At 40.4% G+C, this 16,956-nt stretch carries 16 protein-coding genes; 12 read left to right on the top strand and 4 right to left on the bottom strand.

All coding sequences use genetic code 11. The features are described from left to right. Positions 1 to 8 precede the first annotated feature (8 nt). The 5 genes from bioB (at position 9) to htpX (ending at position 4,758) form a co-directional block, all read left to right on the top strand. Complete coding sequence (gene bioB, locus AC3KVK_RS08155; protein WP_490312023.1) at positions 9 to 1,052, top strand: biotin synthase BioB; 1,044 nt, start codon at positions 9 to 11, stop codon at positions 1,050 to 1,052. After that, positions 1,053 to 2,177, top strand: a complete 1,125-nt coding sequence (locus tag AC3KVK_RS08160) for an aminotransferase class I/II-fold pyridoxal phosphate-dependent enzyme (protein ID WP_490312022.1) — start codon at positions 1,053 to 1,055, stop codon at positions 2,175 to 2,177. Next, the gene (locus AC3KVK_RS08165; RefSeq protein WP_490312021.1) at positions 2,174 to 2,950 is read left to right on the top strand and encodes a methyltransferase domain-containing protein; all 777 of its coding nucleotides are present in this window, start codon (positions 2,174 to 2,176) and stop codon (positions 2,948 to 2,950) included. Before AC3KVK_RS08160 ends, AC3KVK_RS08165 begins: the two co-directional genes overlap by 4 nt. Beyond that, positions 2,947 to 3,627 (top strand): dethiobiotin synthase, encoded by a 681-nt coding sequence (gene bioD / locus AC3KVK_RS08170; protein ID WP_490312020.1) that lies wholly within the window; start codon positions 2,947 to 2,949, stop codon positions 3,625 to 3,627. Before AC3KVK_RS08165 ends, bioD begins: the two co-directional genes overlap by 4 nt. A 267-nt stretch (positions 3,628 to 3,894) precedes the next feature. Further along, a complete protein-coding gene (gene htpX / locus AC3KVK_RS08175) occupies positions 3,895 to 4,758 on the top strand; it encodes a protease HtpX (protein WP_490312019.1) in 864 nt (287 codons plus the stop codon). A 146-nt stretch (positions 4,759 to 4,904) separates the two neighbouring features. Here the strand turns inward: htpX and AC3KVK_RS08180 are convergent, their stop codons facing one another. Next, positions 4,905 to 5,111: a hypothetical protein gene (locus tag AC3KVK_RS08180; RefSeq protein WP_490312018.1), complete on the bottom strand. Its 207-nt coding sequence runs from the start codon at positions 5,109 to 5,111 to the stop codon at positions 4,905 to 4,907. Positions 5,112 to 5,254: 143 nt separating this feature from the next. Here AC3KVK_RS08180 and AC3KVK_RS08185 point away from each other — a divergent pair, with 143 nt between their 5' ends. After that, entirely contained in the window at positions 5,255 to 5,749 is a 495-nt protein-coding gene (locus AC3KVK_RS08185) for a GNAT family N-acetyltransferase (RefSeq protein ID WP_490312017.1), read from the top strand. A gap of 277 nt (positions 5,750 to 6,026) precedes the next feature. Here AC3KVK_RS08185 and AC3KVK_RS08190 read toward each other — a convergent pair whose 3' ends face one another. Together AC3KVK_RS08190 and AC3KVK_RS08195 are read right to left on the bottom strand one after the other, a co-directional pair. Next, complete coding sequence (locus AC3KVK_RS08190) at positions 6,027 to 7,118, bottom strand: branched-chain amino acid aminotransferase (RefSeq protein ID WP_490312052.1); 1,092 nt, start codon at positions 7,116 to 7,118, stop codon at positions 6,027 to 6,029. Between the two features lie 199 nt (positions 7,119 to 7,317). After that, the gene (locus AC3KVK_RS08195; RefSeq protein WP_490312016.1) at positions 7,318 to 8,409 is read right to left on the bottom strand and encodes a branched-chain amino acid aminotransferase; all 1,092 of its coding nucleotides are present in this window, start codon (positions 8,407 to 8,409) and stop codon (positions 7,318 to 7,320) included. A 309-nt stretch (positions 8,410 to 8,718) separates the two neighbouring features. Between AC3KVK_RS08195 and AC3KVK_RS08200 the strand changes: the two genes are divergently transcribed. The 6 genes from AC3KVK_RS08200 (at position 8,719) to AC3KVK_RS08225 (ending at position 16,271) form a co-directional block, all read left to right on the top strand. Beyond that, a complete protein-coding gene (locus AC3KVK_RS08200) occupies positions 8,719 to 10,305 on the top strand; it encodes an ABC-F family ATPase (protein ID WP_490312051.1) in 1,587 nt (528 codons plus the stop codon). Between the two features lie 139 nt (positions 10,306 to 10,444). Continuing rightward, complete coding sequence (gene purE / locus AC3KVK_RS08205) at positions 10,445 to 10,927, top strand: 5-(carboxyamino)imidazole ribonucleotide mutase (RefSeq protein WP_490312015.1); 483 nt, start codon at positions 10,445 to 10,447, stop codon at positions 10,925 to 10,927. A 1-nt stretch (position 10,928) separates the two neighbouring features. Further along, on the top strand, positions 10,929 to 12,077 hold the full coding sequence (locus tag AC3KVK_RS08210; RefSeq protein WP_490312014.1) for a 5-(carboxyamino)imidazole ribonucleotide synthase: 1,149 nt from the start codon (positions 10,929 to 10,931) through the stop codon (positions 12,075 to 12,077). 32 nt (positions 12,078 to 12,109) lie between these two features. After that, positions 12,110 to 13,057, top strand: a complete 948-nt coding sequence (locus AC3KVK_RS08215; RefSeq protein ID WP_490312013.1) for a YeiH family protein — start codon at positions 12,110 to 12,112, stop codon at positions 13,055 to 13,057. 5 nt (positions 13,058 to 13,062) lie between these two features. Next, positions 13,063 to 13,569, top strand: coding sequence for a hypothetical protein (locus AC3KVK_RS08220; RefSeq protein ID WP_490312012.1), 507 nt, complete (start codon positions 13,063 to 13,065; stop codon positions 13,567 to 13,569). Positions 13,570 to 13,793: 224 nt separating this feature from the next. Further along, positions 13,794 to 16,271 carry a S9 family peptidase gene (locus AC3KVK_RS08225; protein ID WP_490312011.1) on the top strand — a complete coding sequence of 826 codons (2,478 nt, stop codon included), beginning with the start codon at positions 13,794 to 13,796 and terminating at the stop codon, positions 16,269 to 16,271. A 19-nt stretch (positions 16,272 to 16,290) separates the two neighbouring features. Here AC3KVK_RS08225 and rrtA read toward each other — a convergent pair whose 3' ends face one another. Beyond that, on the bottom strand, positions 16,291 to 16,875 hold the full coding sequence (gene rrtA / locus AC3KVK_RS08230) for a rhombosortase (protein ID WP_490312010.1): 585 nt from the start codon (positions 16,873 to 16,875) through the stop codon (positions 16,291 to 16,293). Positions 16,876 to 16,956 lie beyond the last annotated feature (81 nt).

Genomic DNA, 16,956 nt, shown 5'->3' on the forward strand with positions numbered 1-16,956 from the left:
AGAACACTATGCAATCTGCCGTTATCCGTCATGACTGGACTGTCAGCGAAGTAAAAGAATTATTTGAACAACCCTTTAACGATTTATTGTTTCAAGCAGCATCAATTCACCGTCAGAATTTCAAGCCAAACGAAGTACAAATTTCAACCTTGTTATCGATTAAGACAGGCGCATGCCCAGAAGATTGTAAATATTGCCCGCAGTCAGGTCATTATAAAACCGATCTTGAGCGCGAACGTTTAATGGAAGTCGAAAAGGTAATTGAACAAGCTAAACTAGCGAAAAATAAGGGCGCGACCCGTTTTTGTATGGGGGCTGCATGGTCAGATCCGAAAGATCGCGATATGCCGTACATTGAGCAAATGGTTAAAGGCGTCAAAGAGCTTGGGCTCGAAACCTGTATGACTTTAGGCATGTTAGATAACCAAAAAGCGCATAATCTTAAACAGGCTGGTTTGGATTATTATAATCATAACCTTGATACTTCCGCTGAGTATTACGAGCAAATTATCACGACTCGTACGTATCAAGATCGTCTTGATACGATAGACCATGTAAGGGATGCAGGAATGAAGGTCTGTTCGGGTGGGATTGTTGGCATGGGTGAAGAAGCCAAAGATCGGTTTGGTTTATTGATGAGTTTGGCGAATTTACCCCAGCAACCTGAAAGTGTGCCGATTAATATGCTTGTAAAGGTTAAAGGAACGCCGCTTGAAAATGTCGAAGATTTAGAACATTTTGATTTTATTCGTACCATTGCTGTCGCGCGTATTATGATGCCCAAGAGCTACGTACGCTTATCGGCAGGGCGCACAGCGATGAATGAACAAATGCAGTCAATGTGTTTCTTTGCTGGCGCAAACTCAATTTTCTATGGTGATAAACTGCTTACTACAGAAAACCCAGAAGCTGATGCGGACATGCTGCTGCTTAAAAAACTCGGGATGAAGCCAGAAGAACGCCAAGATTATTCAGATGAAGCATATGAAGCTTCGTTATCTTCTGCGATTGCTGATAAAGAAACAGCTGGTCTTTTTTACGAAGCACAGTAAATGGCGTTTAATTACATTGCAGAGCAATTGCTCGAACGCAAAACTCAAGCGCTCTTTCGTGAGCGCTTTTTAATCAGTTCCTCACAAAGTGCTCGAATTACCGTTGATGGCCAAAGCTATATCAATTTTGCCAGTAATAATTATTTAGGTTTAAGTGAAGCGTATACCGATCTTGGTCAAGTGGGCAGTCACAGCTCGCCTTTGGTCACCGGTTATGTTCAGGCCCATGCAGATCTAGAGAATTACCTTGCTAACGAGATGGGCTATCAGGCGTGTTTATTATTTAACTCGGGGTTTAGCGCCAATAGCAGCGTGCTAAAAACCTTGATGTCTCATACCGAGAGCGAAATTTTTCAAGATAAACTTAACCATGCAAGTTTGATTGATGGTGGTTTAGCGGCGAAAGCAGCGATGACACGCTTTAATCATAATGATTTAGAACATTTAAAACGGCGTTTGCATAAATCAAAAGCAAAGCATAAGTTAATTGTCTCTGAAGGGGTCTTTTCGATGGATGGTGATACTGCGCCTATTGAAGAGTTACTCACCCTCGCTAAACAGCATGATGCCTGGTTAATGATTGATGATGCTCATGGATTTGGCGTACTAGGTGAGCAGGGTAAGGGCAGTTGTTACCTTAGTAATAACATGAAACCTGATTTATTGATTTTAACATTTGGTAAAGCGGTAGCGAGCAGTGGTGCCTGTGTATTGTGTACTCAAGAAGTACGCGATTATTTAGTGCAATTTAATCGTGATTATATTTATTCGACAGCAGTCTCGCCAATGATAGCCAAAGCGACATTACAACAAATCCAGCAACTCTTTCAGGCAGATGACTTACGCAGTGCATTGGCAAAAAACATTCGTTATTTTAAGCAAGCATGCCATGAACAGAGTATTGCTTTAATGGCTTCTTCAACGGCAATTCAGCCTGTGGTTATAGGCGATGCTGATACGACTTTAGCGGTTGCCAATGCATTAAAAAACAGGGGCTTTTGGGTGGGAGCGATTCGTCCGCCGACTGTTGCGCACAACACCGCACGGTTGCGCATTACGTTATCTGCTGCACATAGCCAAGCAGATATTTTGTCGTTAGTTAATCATATGAAGCCGTTATTATGAGTGCATTAGCCATCGACACTCAGAAGAACAAACAACAAACCCAACAAAAGTTTTCTAAAGCGGCGGCTAATTATGCGCAAAATGCACATGTTCAGCAGATCAGTTCACGAAAACTCTTTGAATTTGTGCAGCCACATAAATCAGGTATTTGTTTAGATTTAGGTTCTGGACCGGGTGTAAACTGTGAGTTCTTACAAGCGCATTTTTCACATGTTATTGCAATGGATCTTAGTTTAGACATGCTCAACACTATAGAGCCAAGCATTGACTTGACCCGTTGCTGTGCAGATATGGATCAGTTATCGATTCAGTCATCTTCAGTTGATGCGGTATTTAGTAATTTTGCCAGTCAGTGGTCGTGTGATTTTACTGTGTTAGTGAATGAGTTGTATCGGATTTTAAAACCTGGAGGTCGACTCTATTTAACCAATGTGCTTGCAGGCTCGTTAGTTGAAATTAGATCTGCGTGGCAAGCTATTGATTCGGCTTCCCATGTAAATCAGTTTGTATCGCTCGAGCAATTTTCTGCTATTGCTAAACAATCAGCGTTTAAAATCATCCACATTGATCACCTGCTCCATCATCAATATTTTGAATTTCCTGCTGATGCGTTACGGTCAATCAAAGCCATTGGGGCAAATACGAAATTAACCCAGTCGTCATTAGGGTTAATGGGCAAACAACAATATCAAAAATTATTAAATGCGTATCCATCTACTAATAGTGGCTATGCGGTGAGTTATCATGTCGGATATATGGTGTTAGAGAAATGAAGCAATTTTTTATAACAGGCACAGATACAGAAGTCGGGAAAACACACACCACGTGTTTGCTACTTAAATTTATACAAAACTATGGCCATCGATCTCTTGGGTTTAAGCCTATAGCCGCAGGGGCTGAAGAAGCGTTTGGACAATTAGTCAATGATGATGCCTTATCCTTACTTGAAAGTAGTAATGTCAATGTACCGTATAATACTGTGAATCCATTTGTGTTTGCTGAACCAATCGCGCCTCATATTGCCGCAAGTAATGTGGGTAAAACAATTTCACTTCCGAGTTTATCAGCCAGTTATCGGGCGATAAAAGCCAGTGGAGCCGATTATTTATTAACAGAAGGTGCTGGTGGCTGGGCGTTACCAATTAATGACACGGATTATTTATTTGATTGGGTTAAGGCTGAAAATCTGCCTGTAATCCTCGTGGTTGGCTTGAAGTTAGGATGTTTAAATCATGCATTATTAACTCAAGCTCATATGGCACAGCTAGGTGTTGATTGTGTCGGTTGGATTGCCAATCATGTAGATAATAATATGCTTGAGCAACAAGCCAATATCGAAGCGTTGAAACAACGTTTATCTATGCCTTTATTGGCAATTTCGCCTTACAGCGAAGGTCAAGCTAAGCTGCAAGTTCACGATGTATTATTGGATGCCTTAAACCTTCGCTAACCCCTCAAAACAAGCATTTATTTACCTAAGTTTTATCTTAAATTTATTTATTTAAATGCTTTCAATAGTGCTTGAGTCTCCAGAAATACTGAGGCACACTCACGCAAAATATTCTTGGGTATTTCACGCGCGGCAGTGACATTTTGTAACAATAGTCTGTGCAAAATGTCTTGGATTTTGTGTTTATACCCCAATATTAGATTTAGTTGCTGTTATGTAAATGTTCATAACACGACACTGAGTTTGTTGCTTAACTATGAGGTTACTATGAAGCGCGTTGTTCTGTTTTTAATTACTAACTTAGCTGTCATGCTAGTGTTAGGGATTGTTTTATCGATATTAATGAGCGTCTTTGGTATCGATAATCGCAGTCTAGGTGGGATCTTAATGATTGCGACTGTGTTTGGCTTTGGTGGGTCGTTTATTTCTCTGTTTATGTCAAAATGGATGGCTAAAAAATCGACAGGCGCGTTTGTTATTGAACAACCACGTAATGAAACAGAAAAATGGTTAATTGATACAGTCGCAGCACAAGCTAAAAAAGCGAATATCGCGATGCCTGAAGTCGCCATTTATGACAGCCCTGAAATGAATGCGTTTGCCACTGGCCCAAGTAAAAATAATTCGCTTGTTGCCGTGAGTACGGGTTTATTGCATAGCATGAATGCAGATGAAGCTGAAGCCGTGTTAGCACATGAAGTTTCACACATCGCCAATGGCGATATGGTGACATTGACTCTCATTCAAGGCGTTGTGAATACTTTTGTAATCTTCATTTCAAAAGTATTAGCTGGGATTGTTGATAATTTCTTAAATAGCTCTGATGAAGAAAATTCAGGGCCATCTTGGACCTATTTTATTTTTGATATGATTTTCCAAATTGTGTTTGGAATTTTAGCTTCTGTGGTCGTTGCTTACTTTAGTCGCAAACGTGAGTTTTCTGCTGACAAAGGGGCTGCTGATCTAGTTGGTGCGCATAAAATGCGTGCAGCGCTAGAGCGTTTACAAGCTAACCATCCATCACAGTTGCAAGGTTCAATGATGGCTTTTGGTATCGCATCGGGTAAGGGATTGTCAGATTTCTTCTCATCACATCCGCCACTTGAAGAACGTATTAACGCATTACGCTAATCTTTTTGGATGTAAAAATGAAAAGCGCTGTATAAACAGCGCTTTTTTTGTTTCAGAAACTGATCCATTTGGTTATAGGTGATCACCTATCATCTAGTTATAGTGGATAATTACATTTGTTCCAGTAAATTCTACAATTAATCCAATTATTTCTTTTCAGTTGGTGTTCGTGAAAGCGCATTTGGCAAGAGTACTTCGACAACTTCACGTGCCTCTAGGGTATAGCGTTTGCCGTCAAACATTACCGATGTTTTTTCGTTGATGTTGGTAATGCCTGTTAAGGTCCAGCCTTCGCCTCTTTGCGGGCAGTAAACGGTGGTGGTTGGTTGAATTACTTTAAAAGTATCAGTCATTTAACACTCCAAAAACACTATGTTTATATAGGATTAGTCCGGTATATCACTACTCAGTGACAGAATAAAATGTTAGTCTTTAGATCTAACTTATACGTGTTCATACGTTGTAACATCTAGTTTGGATAGGGAGGATTGCACTGATGGCTAAACAGCCTAATTTAGTGACACAACGCTTAAAATTATTGCCTATCTCACATCGCTTTGCAGCTAGTTTGTGGCCGATATTATCACATCCTATGGTTCGCCAATACAATGATATTCCCGAGTTTGTGGATAAAACCGATTTTCGTGAATATTTACAAACAGATATTGAGCTTTGGCTAAAGGGTCTGGGAGGACGTTGGGTGATAGAATACCAGCAGCAAATTATTGGTTCGTGTGGCTTTTATCCTTTTGACGGTAAAGCTGGCGAAATGCAATTGGGTTTTGAATTAGCTCCAGAATTTTGGTCACAAGGAATGATGTATGAAGCATGTTTGGCATTATTTCAAGTTAAACCACATGAGTTTGGATTTAGCCTAAACAATATTTATGCTCGGTGTCATGAAAACAATCGTTCGTGTATCACTTTACTGAGTAAACTTGGCTTTAAGCAGTGGTTAAATAGTGGCAGTCTGCTTGTTTTTCGAAGGTAACACATAGAGAACACATCATACTTATTGATATATAGTAGTATCTCTTAACTTCTGCGTTAAAAATATATAACTAATCAAACAAAGGGAAGGGAGTATCATAATTGTATTTAAAACATTACTTTTCAGGTTTGTTATAACAGACTTAACTTTTGCTAAGGCGCAAATGTTCGCGCTTTAATTGCTCAGCTTTACTCTTGCTTTTAATCCTGCTGGTGTGAGAAGAAATTTACCTATATTTTTAACTCGACTCGTTGGTCAATATTTTATAATAAGTTCTTTAAACATTAGTTCGTGGGATTTTTTGTAGCCAATTAAAGTGGTCTTCATTCTCACCGTGTTGGATGCCATTATAGAGTTGGTACAAGTTTTTTGTGATAGAACCAGGCATGCCATCAGCTATCGTCAGTTGTGAGTGATCTTCAAAGAGATAGCTGCCCACCGCAGATACCACTGCTGCCGTTCCAAAGCCGCCAGCTTCAATAATGTTGCCGTTTTTTATGTCATCTACAAAGGTTTGTAATGAAATTGTTTGTTGTTCTACCTGACACCCCACATATTCTCCTAACGCCATTACAGACTGTGAGGTAATTGATTTTAAAATTGTATCGGTAAAATGGGGGATGATAATTTGATGATCTTTTGTAACGTGAAAATGATTCATCATTCCCGCTTCTTCAATATATTGATTTGTGCTGTCGAGGTAGAGGACTTGATCTGCGCCAAATTTTTTTGCTTGTTGCATCGCTCTAAGTGATGCTCCGTAGTTACCTGCGGCCTTAGCTGAGCCAGTACCACCTGTAACAGCTCGATGAAACTGTTTAGAAATTAATAAGCGCAATGCTGTATGTTTTTTATTTTGGTAATAACAACTACTCGGGCTTAACATCACACAATAAGTGAATTGATTGGCACTGCGAATGGTCAAATGATCTTCACTTGCAATCATAAAAGGGCGGATATAGATACATGCTCCATCTTGTTTAGGAAACCATAACCTTTCAACATCGAGTAAGCTTTCAATAGCAGTGAGTTGCATAGCTATGGGCATAGTCGGCATAGATAAAATTTCTGCGGACTGATTAAGTCTTTCGACATGCTTACCTAGGCGAAAGCTATAGAGTTCGCCATCGTTATGTAAAAATGCCTTGGCGCCTTCAAAAATACATTGGCCATAATGCAACCCCATAGAACCCGCTGCCAACGTTAACGCACCATAAGGCACGATACGTGGGTTTAGCCAGTTGCCATCGATGTAATTACACAAAAACATATGGTCGGTTCTGATTTCGCCAAAGCCGATTGACGCTGTTGGGCAATATTGACTATTTCTGCGGTGGTTTTTTGCGAGTAACTGAAAATCAATGATCATTTTCATCATCCTGATTCACTTTATAGAACAATAAAGTTAGTCCTAGATGCGAGGTTAGATATTACAGATTATTACACATGATACAGAGTGGTTTTTTAACGCTCTATTAAATTTATCAAGAAAAGAGTCAGCTTGTTACAAGCAAAAAAGGCAATTTATCGATTACCTTTTTTGCTTAGTTAATCCGTTGTATTTTGTATTACTTATAAAAGCGTGGAATGAGTTTTAGCCAGTTAAATGGATCTGCGTGGCGGCCATTTTGAATATCTGAATAAAGTTGATAGAGCTTTGTCGTGATAGGACCAACTTGGCCATCCGCCACCTGAATTATCGTATTATCTTCAAAAATATATTCACCTACGGCAGAGACAACAGCCGCAGTACCAAAGCCGCCTGCTTCGACTATTTCACCAGAACGTACATCTGCAATAAAATCATCAATCAAGATAGTTTCTTGTTTGATTTCACAGCCTAAGTATTCACCTAATGCAAGAACAGACTGTGAGGTGATTGATTTTAATATGGTATCTGTAAAGGTCGGGATGATGAGCGTGCCATCTTTTCGAACATGAAAGTGATTCATGGCACCCGCTTCTTCAATTTGCTTGTTGTTAGCGTCTAAATATAATACTTGTGCGGCGCCAAATGCCTTGGCGGCTGTTGCGGCACGCAATGATGCTGCATAGTTACCTGATGCCTTGGCAGCACCTGTGCCGCCACTTACTGCGCGATGGTAAGTGTTCGATACTAATAAGCGAATCGCATTATTATTGCCGTTAGGGTAGTACGCGCCACTTGGGCTTAATACAACACAAAATGTGTAGGCATTGGCGCTTCGGACCGATAAATTATCTTCGGTTGCAAACATAAAAGGTCGAATATAAAAGCATGCTCCGTCTTGACGAGGAAACCACAGGCGCTCGACATCAATTAATGCTTCAATCGCTTGTTGTTGCATGCTTTCGGGTACATGCGGCATACATAATATGTCAGCAGAATTGTTGAGTCGCTCGATATTTTTATCTAAACGAAATGTATAAATCTCATCATTGGCATGTAAAAATGCTTTAGCTCCTTCAAAGATTGACTGTCCATAATGAAGTGCCATCGCTCCAGGCGAAATTGGTAACGGACCAAAGGGTATAATACGCGGGTTAACCCATTGTCCATCAGTGTAATCCATCAAAAACATGTGATCGGTTCTGACTCGACCAAAACCAATATTTTCAGTTGGTTGGTATGGGGTTGAACGTCGTTGAGAGGCTGATTTTAGTTGATATTTTATTTCCACGGGAACTACCTAGACTGTCTGCTGATGATGCTTTTATAATTGACGATAAATATATCGCTTATGAGAAAAATGACACAAAAAGCATGCTGTAATTGTAAATATGCACGCATAATGTATTTGTTTTATACAAAATGCAAACCTTCTATGCGATATCCGGTGTACAATGGCTTTTCCCCTCCGGCTTTCTAAAGTCAGGCCCGTTTAATCACTGATTAACATTCGCAAATGCCCCCTAGTTACGTTAAAATCTGACCCAATTTAAATATAAAGTTATAAGTCCACATAGTTTATGCGGCGGGGGATACACCTATTTTAAGTACAGCAAATATCACCATGCAATTTGGTGCTAAGCCTTTATTCGAAAATATTTCAGTTAAATTTGGTGAAGGTAATCGCTATGGTTTAATCGGCGCCAATGGCTGTGGTAAATCAACGTTTATGAAAATTTTAAGCGGCGAACTCGAGCCATCAGCGGGTAATGTCAGTGCAGATCCTAATGAACGTGTCGCAAAACTAAATCAGGATCAATTTGCTTATGAGCAGTTCTCGGTGATTGATACTGTGATCATGGGCCATAAAGAGTTATGGGAAGTCAAACAGGAACGTGACCGTATTTATGCACTTCCGGAAATGACAGAAGAAGACGGAATGCGCGTGGCGGACCTCGAAACTGAATTTGCTGAAATGGACGGCTACTCAGCAGAAGCTAAAGCCGGCGAGTTATTACTCGGCGTAGGCATAGATGTGGCTCAGCATTATGGTTTGATGTCTGAGATTGCACCAGGTTGGAAACTACGTGTGTTATTGGCACAAGTCCTGTTTGCAGAGCCTGACATTATGCTCCTTGACGAACCAACCAATAACTTAGATATTTATGCAATCAAATGGTTAGAAGATATTTTAAACCAGCGTAATTGCACCATGATCATTATTTCCCATGACCGCCATTTCTTAAACTCGGTTTGTACGCATATGGCTGATATCGATTACGGTGAATTACGTTTGTATCCTGGCAATTATGATGAATACATGTTTGCTGCGACTCAAGCACGTGAACGTTTATTATCTGACAATGCAAAAAAGAAAGCGCAAATTTCTGAGCTTCAACAGTTTGTATCACGTTTCTCTGCCAATGCTTCAAAAGCGAAGCAAGCTACATCACGAGCTAAACAAATCGATAAAATTCAATTAGAAGAAGTCAAAGCGTCAAGTCGTCAAAACCCATTTATTCGTTTTGTTCAAGAAAAGCAACTGTTCAGAAATGCACTTGAATTAGACAATGTCACACAAGGTTTTGATTCCACGTTATTTGATGGTTTGAATGGCTTAGTTGAAGTGGGTGAACGCATTGCGATTATCGGCGAAAATGGTGCGGGTAAAACAACATTATTAAACACGTTAGCGGGTGTACTAGCGCCAAAAGCGGGCGCGTTTAAATGGTCTGAAAATGCTAATATTGGTTATTACGCGCAAGATCATGCCCATGATTTTGAAAAAGACCAAACATTATTCCAATGGATGGAACAATGGCAACAACCTGGCGACGACGAGCAAGTTGTGCGTAGTTACTTAGGACGTTTGTTGTTTTCACAAAATGACATTACCAAATCAGTCAAAGTCATATCAGGGGGAGAGCAAGGTCGGATGCTGTTCGGTAAACTGATGATGCATAAACCAAACATATTATTGATGGATGAGCCGACTAACCACATGGATATGGAATCAATTGAATCACTGAATACTGCGCTTGAAAATTATGAAGGCACGTTATTGTTTGTCTCTCATGACCGTCAATTTGTATCTTCATTGGCGACCCGTATTTGGGAAATTAAAGACGGTAAAATAATTGACTTCCAAGGTACTTACGACGAGTACCTTGCTACAAAAGAAGCATAACTTCACTGATATTTTAAAAAAGCCATGCAATTTGCATGGCTTTTTTGTTGCAGAGTCTTCGCCTTCCCAAAGGGGGTGTGTATAATGCCCGCTTACCCTTTACAGTATCGTTTTAAAAATTTTTTCATGAGGAGTCGTTATGAAAGTTGGCATTATTATGGGTTCAAAATCGGATTGGCCGACCATGCAGCATGCTGCAGATATGTTAGACCGTTTTGGCATCGATTATGAGACTAAAGTCGTTTCTGCTCATCGTACTCCTCAATTATTAGCTGACTACGCTTCAGCTGCTGCGGACCGCGGAATTAAAGTGATTATCGCCGGTGCAGGTGGCGCAGCACATTTACCAGGTATGGCTGCCGCATTTACCAGCTTGCCCGTATTAGGTGTTCCCGTTAAATCAAAAGCTCTAAACGGGGTTGATTCGCTGCTATCAATTTGTCAAATGCCAAAAGGTGTGGCAGTGGGTACATTAGCAATTGGCGACCCAGGTGCAGCAAACGCAGGCTTACTTGCAGCACAAATTTTAGGTTGTCAGCAACCAGAAATTTTCGCCAAAATTGAAGCGTTCCGTAAAGAACAAACCGATACCGTATTAGCCAACCCTGATCCTGCGATTTAATATGAATGTTTTAATTTTAGGAGCCGGTCAACTGGCTCGTATGATGAGTCTTGAAGGCGCGCCTCTCGGCCTCAATGTACGTGCTTTTGATGTAGGTTCAAACCAAATTATTCACCCAGTTACACTCGGTGATTATGATATGACGCTAGAACAAGCAATTGTGGATGCTGATGTTATCACTGCAGAGTTTGAGCACATTCCCGATGCTGTTTTGGCCTTATGTTGCCAAAGTGGTAAATTTTACCCAGGAAAAGCGGCGATTAAAGCCGGTGGCGACCGTGCTATTGAAAAAGCCTTACTCGATAAAGGTCTTGTTCCCTGTGCGCCTTATCAGCTGATCACTGAAAAACAACATTTAATTGATGCTGTGGCAAAGCTTGGTAAGCCGTTAGTTATCAAAACCTGTCAAGCAGGTTACGATGGAAAAGGACAATGGCGCTTAAAATCGGATGATCAAATTGATCAAATTTGGTCTGAGATGGCGGACTTTATCGCATTAGGTACAGATGCATTTCCACACACGATTATCGCTGAAAAAATGATCCCGTTCGATCGTGAAGTGTCTGTGATAGGCGCTCGTGATAAAGACGGTCGGTTTGCTATTTATCCTGTCACTGAAAACCAACATACAGATGGTGTATTGACACTTTCTCTAGCCGGATTTGTCGACACGGCAATTCAGCAGCAAGCGGTCAGTGCGTTTAAAAACTTAACCACAGAAATGGATTATGTGGGGGTGATGGCGATTGAATTTTTTGATGTTGACGGTACGTTGATGGTTAATGAAATAGCACCTCGTGTTCACAACTCGGGTCATTGGACACAGCAAGGCACTGTTTGTAGTCAGTTTGAAAATCATATGCGAGCAGTTGCGGGGTTACCTTTAGGTGATGTCACTTTGCAAAAGCCAAGTGTAATGATCAATGTACTTGGTCAGGCGAGTATTCCGCATCAAATTTTGGCAATTGCAGATGTGAAAAGCCATTGGTACGGTAAAAGTCAAAAACCGGGCCGTAAAATGGGCCATATTAATATTTCAGCTCAAAATGCCACTCAACTTGCAGATAAACTTCTTGAGTTAACCGAGTTCTTACCCGAGGAGGATTATCCTGGAGTGAAAGCTACCGCAGAGCGGTTAAAAACCTTTTAATATTGAGCCGGACAAGATTGTTCGGCTTTTTTATGAGTAAATTAATGGCTATCAATCGTATTACTTTTCTAAGAGCAAGTTATGTTGTATTACTCGCACTGTGTTTGACGCCGGCCATTGGTGCAGGCACTGCGCTGATAATGGGGTTCTTTTTCACGGCCTGTTTTGGTAATCCATTTCATGTCAGCGCAGCAAAACTGAGTAAATGGTCTTTGAAATGTGCAGTCATCGGTTTAGGGTTTTCTGTGGATGTGAACCAAGTGCTGCAAGTTGGTCGCGACTCTATAGTATTAACGTTAGTGAGTATTACAGCCATTATTGGCTTAGGTGAAATACTGGCGCAATGGCTTAAAGTTGCGCGTAATACAGGGTTATTAATTTCTTTTGGAACGGCAATTTGTGGCGGTTCTGCGATAGCAGCGATGGCCCCAGTGATTAAAGCAAAAGACGATGAAATAGCCGTTGCATTAGCAATTGTTTTTGCACTCAATGCCTTAGCGTTATTTATTTTTCCTGCTGTTGGTCACTATTTTAATTTAACCGAAGAGCAATTTTCGTACTGGGCAGCACTTGCGATACATGACACGAGCTCAGTTGTTGCAACGTCAGCTTCTTTTGGAGCAGGTGCCGTTGCACTTGCCACCACCATTAAGCTGACGCGGGCGATGTGGATCATTCCTTATACTGCAATAGCCGGTGTATTTTGGAAATCTGAAGAGCGCGCGAGTCTTCCACTTTTTATTGTCGGTTTTGTGCTTGCAGCATTAATTAATAGTCAATTCCCTGAGTATCAGCCTGTATGGGAGGCTCTTAGCTCTATCGCAAAACAAATTTTGATCATGACGTTATTTTTAATTGGCTCAGGTATGTCATTAAAAACATTGAAAGAAGTAGGGCCCAAACCCTTTTTGATGGCGATCATCTTGTGGATGATAGTCAGCAGTATAATGTTACTAATGATTATTGATGGTGTAATTTAATTACAATGAAAAATAATAAAAGCGAATTTGAGAAAGTAACGTTAGAGCACCAAGCGGCCAAGCTTTTTATGACGCTGTACGAGAATCAATTTGCCATACCCATGCGTCATATTTGGCATAATCAACCAGCAAAGCCCGATGTGAGTTGTTATCGAAATGGCCAACAATTGGATTTAGAAATTGCACACTTATATGGCTCAGAAACTGAAGCTATGGCAGTACTCGGGCGGCCACTTTCATTAGAAATGGAGCAAGCAATTGCACAAATGGCCGAATCTGATTTAACTCTTCGCTTGAAAAACGCATTAGAGAGATTGCTCAATAATAAGGCTAAGAAGCATTATGACAGCCAGCAAGTGTGGCTGGTGATACGTAATGCCAGTAGTTGTTGGACACAGCATGATTTAAACAGGGTCTTAGCTGATATCCCACTTGCAGAGCGTCACCCTTTTACTGAGATTTGGTTAATCGCAGATTTTTATGGTGAGAGTGGTTTGATAAAAATATTTTGAATAAAAATTGAACTAATCAATAATAAATGACTCTACATATATGAAGCAATCATCCCCGATTGTTTTACCCTAAATTGCTAGCGCAGAGTATTCGGTCAGCCTTGAGCTGACCTTTTTTTATCTTAAAGTCGACCAATTGACAGTTTTGCTTGTCCAATTCAATTGCTATTTACTGTTTATATTTGTTTAATAAAGACAATTTTAGCTGAGTATGAAGAAGCATTATGAAAAACAAAACTTTGGTCGCATTGGCCATCACCGCAAGTTTAACACTTACGGCCTGCCAAACGACACAAGTCACCCAATCGACTATGGCAAGTGGTGCCCAAAGCATTGAACAAGCGAATCCTAATCTAACAGCTGAACACACCATGAGTTTAGAACAAGCTATGGCACATCCTGATTGGATAGCCCGCTCTGCTGAACGAAGCTACTGGGCCGCAGATTCTGCCTCGATTTTTTATTCACAAAAACAGGTTGGTAATGAGCTTCGAGATATTTTTCACCAGCCAATCTCAGGTGAAAAGGCACATTTAGTCTCGGATGAAAAACGCCATCAAATTGGCAGTCACAATGCGATATTTAATTATGACAACTCACTTCAAGCTTATGTCTTTAAAGGTAATATTTTTGTAAAAAATATTAAAGACTCATCGCTGAAACAAATAACCCGCAGCAATGATCGTGCATCTAACTTACAGTTTTTAAACAATGGGCATTTAGCTTATCGTCAAGGAAATGGATTTTATTCGGTCGATTTAACAACTGGATTTACTCAACAGTTAGCGCAATTAAATTTAACCGATGAGCCCAAAGGGATCACTGAGCCTACATCGTATATTGCAAAAGAGCAGCATAAGCTGATTGATTTTGTGGCGTTAACTCATAAAAATAAGAAAGATCGCGCAGAGCGCGATAAGCTACTGTCGGAAGCTAATTCGTCAGTTTTTTCGAACCAATTTTATTTAGGCAAAGGACAAACACTTGTCTCTGCAAGTTTATCACCCAATGGCAAGCGTATGATTGTGGTGATTAAACCAGAAAGTAAATGGCGTGATGACTCGGATATTATGCCCAATTACATCACTCAAGATGCTGGTATTGAATCAGTGCCAGCGCGTCGTCGAGTCGCCGATGAAAAATCTTCGGGCTCGACAGTGATAATGCTTGAGCTCGATAAAAAAACACAGACTACACTCGCGTTTGAGACATTACCTGGGTTTGATGAAGATGTCTTAGCCAGTGTCAAAACTGAAAACTATGCCCGTGATGGAAAAACATATAAAAGTCAGACCGAACCTCGCGACATTAATTTAATGATGGATTGGGGCTGGGATCAGTCGGCGATTCAATGGAATGCCGCAGGTGATCAAGTTGCTGTCATGCTCGAAGCGTGGGATAACAAAGATCGTTGGATAGCCACCGTTGATTTTGAAAACAGCCAGTTTGTGACACAACACCGTTTACATGATGCGGCATGGGTTAACTATACCTATAACGATTTTGGTTGGTTAGCAGATAACACTACCTTGTATTATTTATCTGAAGAGTCTGGTTATAGTCATATTTACACTCGCTCGCTAGCAGGTCAGGTACAACAGCACACCCAAGGTCAATTTGTTGTCTCGAATCTTACTTTAGATACCAAGAATAACCGCCTAATTTATAAAGCTAATAAAAAGCATCCTGGTATTTATGAAGTGTACCAATTAGATTTAGCGAGCAAGACAAACACGGCTTTAACTGATTTAAATGGGATGACAGATTACCAGTTAAGTCCTGATGGTCAAAAGCTCTTGTTAACTCACTCAAAACTAGTCTCACCGCCTGAGTTATTCGTTGCAAATGCATTACCTAAAGCTGAGTTGACACAACTCACTGACACAGTGACTGAACAGTTTAAACAAACGCAACTAATTACCCCTAAAATAGTAGCGGTACCTTCAAGTAATACTGAGCAGCCGATTTATGCAAAAGTATATTATCCTGCAGACTATGTGCCTGGTGAACAAGGAAAAAATCGTAAAGCTGTTATTTTCAATCATGGTGCGGGCTACCTACAAAATTCACACTTAGGTTGGTCAGGGTATTTTAGAGAATTTATGTTCCACTCTTTACTTGCGAGCGAAGGCTATGTTGTGATGGACATGGATTATCGGGCTTCTAAAGGTTATGGGCGTGATTGGCGCACTGCGATTTATCGTCATATGGGCAAACCGGAAATTGAAGATTTAGCCGATGGTATCACTTGGATGGTTGAAAATGTGAATGTTAATAAAGACGCTGTCGGAACTTACGGGGGATCATACGGTGGATTTATGACCTTTATGGCGCTTATGACACGCCCTGAGCTTTTCCAAGCAGGGGCTGCACTTCGACCAGTGAGTGATTGGGCACATTATAATGCACCCTATACATCAAATATTTTGAATCATCCAGATGTCGATCCCATCGCGTATGAGCGAAGCTCACCTATTTATTTTGCTGAAGGCTTACAAGAACCCTTACTAATTAACGCGCCGATGGTTGATGACAACGTCTTCTTTCAAGATGTGGTACGTTTAGTACAACGGTTTATTGAACTTGAAAAAGAGGATTTCGAAACAGCAATTTATCCAGTAGAACCCCATGGATTCCGTCAACCTTCAGGTTGGTTAGATGAATACCGTCGTATCTATAAATTGTTTAAAGAAAACTTATAAGAGAATAAAAAACGCCACACTAATTGTGGCGTTTTTGTTTTTCCAAGAATGCATAAAACCAATAACAACTACCAGCAGCAGCACCTAATAAATGAGATTCAATGGCTACACGTGCGTTAATTAAATCACTGAGTTCTAAATTTGGGCCTTGGAAATGTTCGAAGATAATCTTTGCCCATACCCCAAAAAAAAGTAAATAACCCGAACGATGTCCTTTTTGGGTATCTATAATCGCTCCTATTAAAATTAAGCCATGTAACACGCCACTTAATCCCACATAAATTGCTGTTTGTGGATAGAAAACAAACAAACCTAAACTGATAAATAGAGCTAAAATAAACAACAAAAAGGCATAAAAAGCGGGTCGATAATATTCACCGTGCAGTGCCCAAATTAATACGATACCCACACTATTAAGTAGCAGATGATTCAAATTGGAATGGACAAAATGACCGCTCCACAGACGCCATAATTGGCCTTGTTCAATCAAGGATGTGTCGTATTGTAATACTGAACTGAGATCAGCAAAGTGTAAAAGCCCCGCAATAAAAAGTAATGTTAAAGGGCTAATTATGTAGTGGCGCTGGATAGGGAAGTTCGACATTTAACTTATATACTTATAATTATTTTGCTTATTGTGCCAAGTTAGTTTTAATATGCCAACAAGATAAAAAACAGACAGATA

Source organism: Pseudoalteromonas sp. J2K-J979, from assembly GCF_058169715.2.

Coding starts and splice junctions, on each gene's coding strand:
- AC3KVK_RS08190 (WP_490312052.1), bottom strand. CDS start 7,118: ATGATCATTGATTTTCAGTTACTCGCAAAAAACCACCGCAGAAATAGT.
- AC3KVK_RS08225 (WP_490312011.1), top strand. CDS start 13,794: ATGAAAAACAAAACTTTGGTCGCATTGGCCATCACCGCAAGTTTAACA.
- purE (WP_490312015.1), top strand. CDS start 10,445: ATGAAAGTTGGCATTATTATGGGTTCAAAATCGGATTGGCCGACCATG.
- bioD (WP_490312020.1), top strand. CDS start 2,947: ATGAAGCAATTTTTTATAACAGGCACAGATACAGAAGTCGGGAAAACA.
- AC3KVK_RS08220 (WP_490312012.1), top strand. CDS start 13,063: ATGAAAAATAATAAAAGCGAATTTGAGAAAGTAACGTTAGAGCACCAA.
- AC3KVK_RS08215 (WP_490312013.1), top strand. CDS start 12,110: ATGAGTAAATTAATGGCTATCAATCGTATTACTTTTCTAAGAGCAAGT.
- AC3KVK_RS08160 (WP_490312022.1), top strand. CDS start 1,053: ATGGCGTTTAATTACATTGCAGAGCAATTGCTCGAACGCAAAACTCAA.
- htpX (WP_490312019.1), top strand. CDS start 3,895: ATGAAGCGCGTTGTTCTGTTTTTAATTACTAACTTAGCTGTCATGCTA.
- AC3KVK_RS08180 (WP_490312018.1), bottom strand. CDS start 5,111: ATGACTGATACTTTTAAAGTAATTCAACCAACCACCACCGTTTACTGC.
- rrtA (WP_490312010.1), bottom strand. CDS start 16,875: ATGTCGAACTTCCCTATCCAGCGCCACTACATAATTAGCCCTTTAACA.
- bioB (WP_490312023.1), top strand. CDS start 9: ATGCAATCTGCCGTTATCCGTCATGACTGGACTGTCAGCGAAGTAAAA.
- AC3KVK_RS08210 (WP_490312014.1), top strand. CDS start 10,929: ATGAATGTTTTAATTTTAGGAGCCGGTCAACTGGCTCGTATGATGAGT.
- AC3KVK_RS08185 (WP_490312017.1), top strand. CDS start 5,255: ATGGCTAAACAGCCTAATTTAGTGACACAACGCTTAAAATTATTGCCT.
- AC3KVK_RS08165 (WP_490312021.1), top strand. CDS start 2,174: ATGAGTGCATTAGCCATCGACACTCAGAAGAACAAACAACAAACCCAA.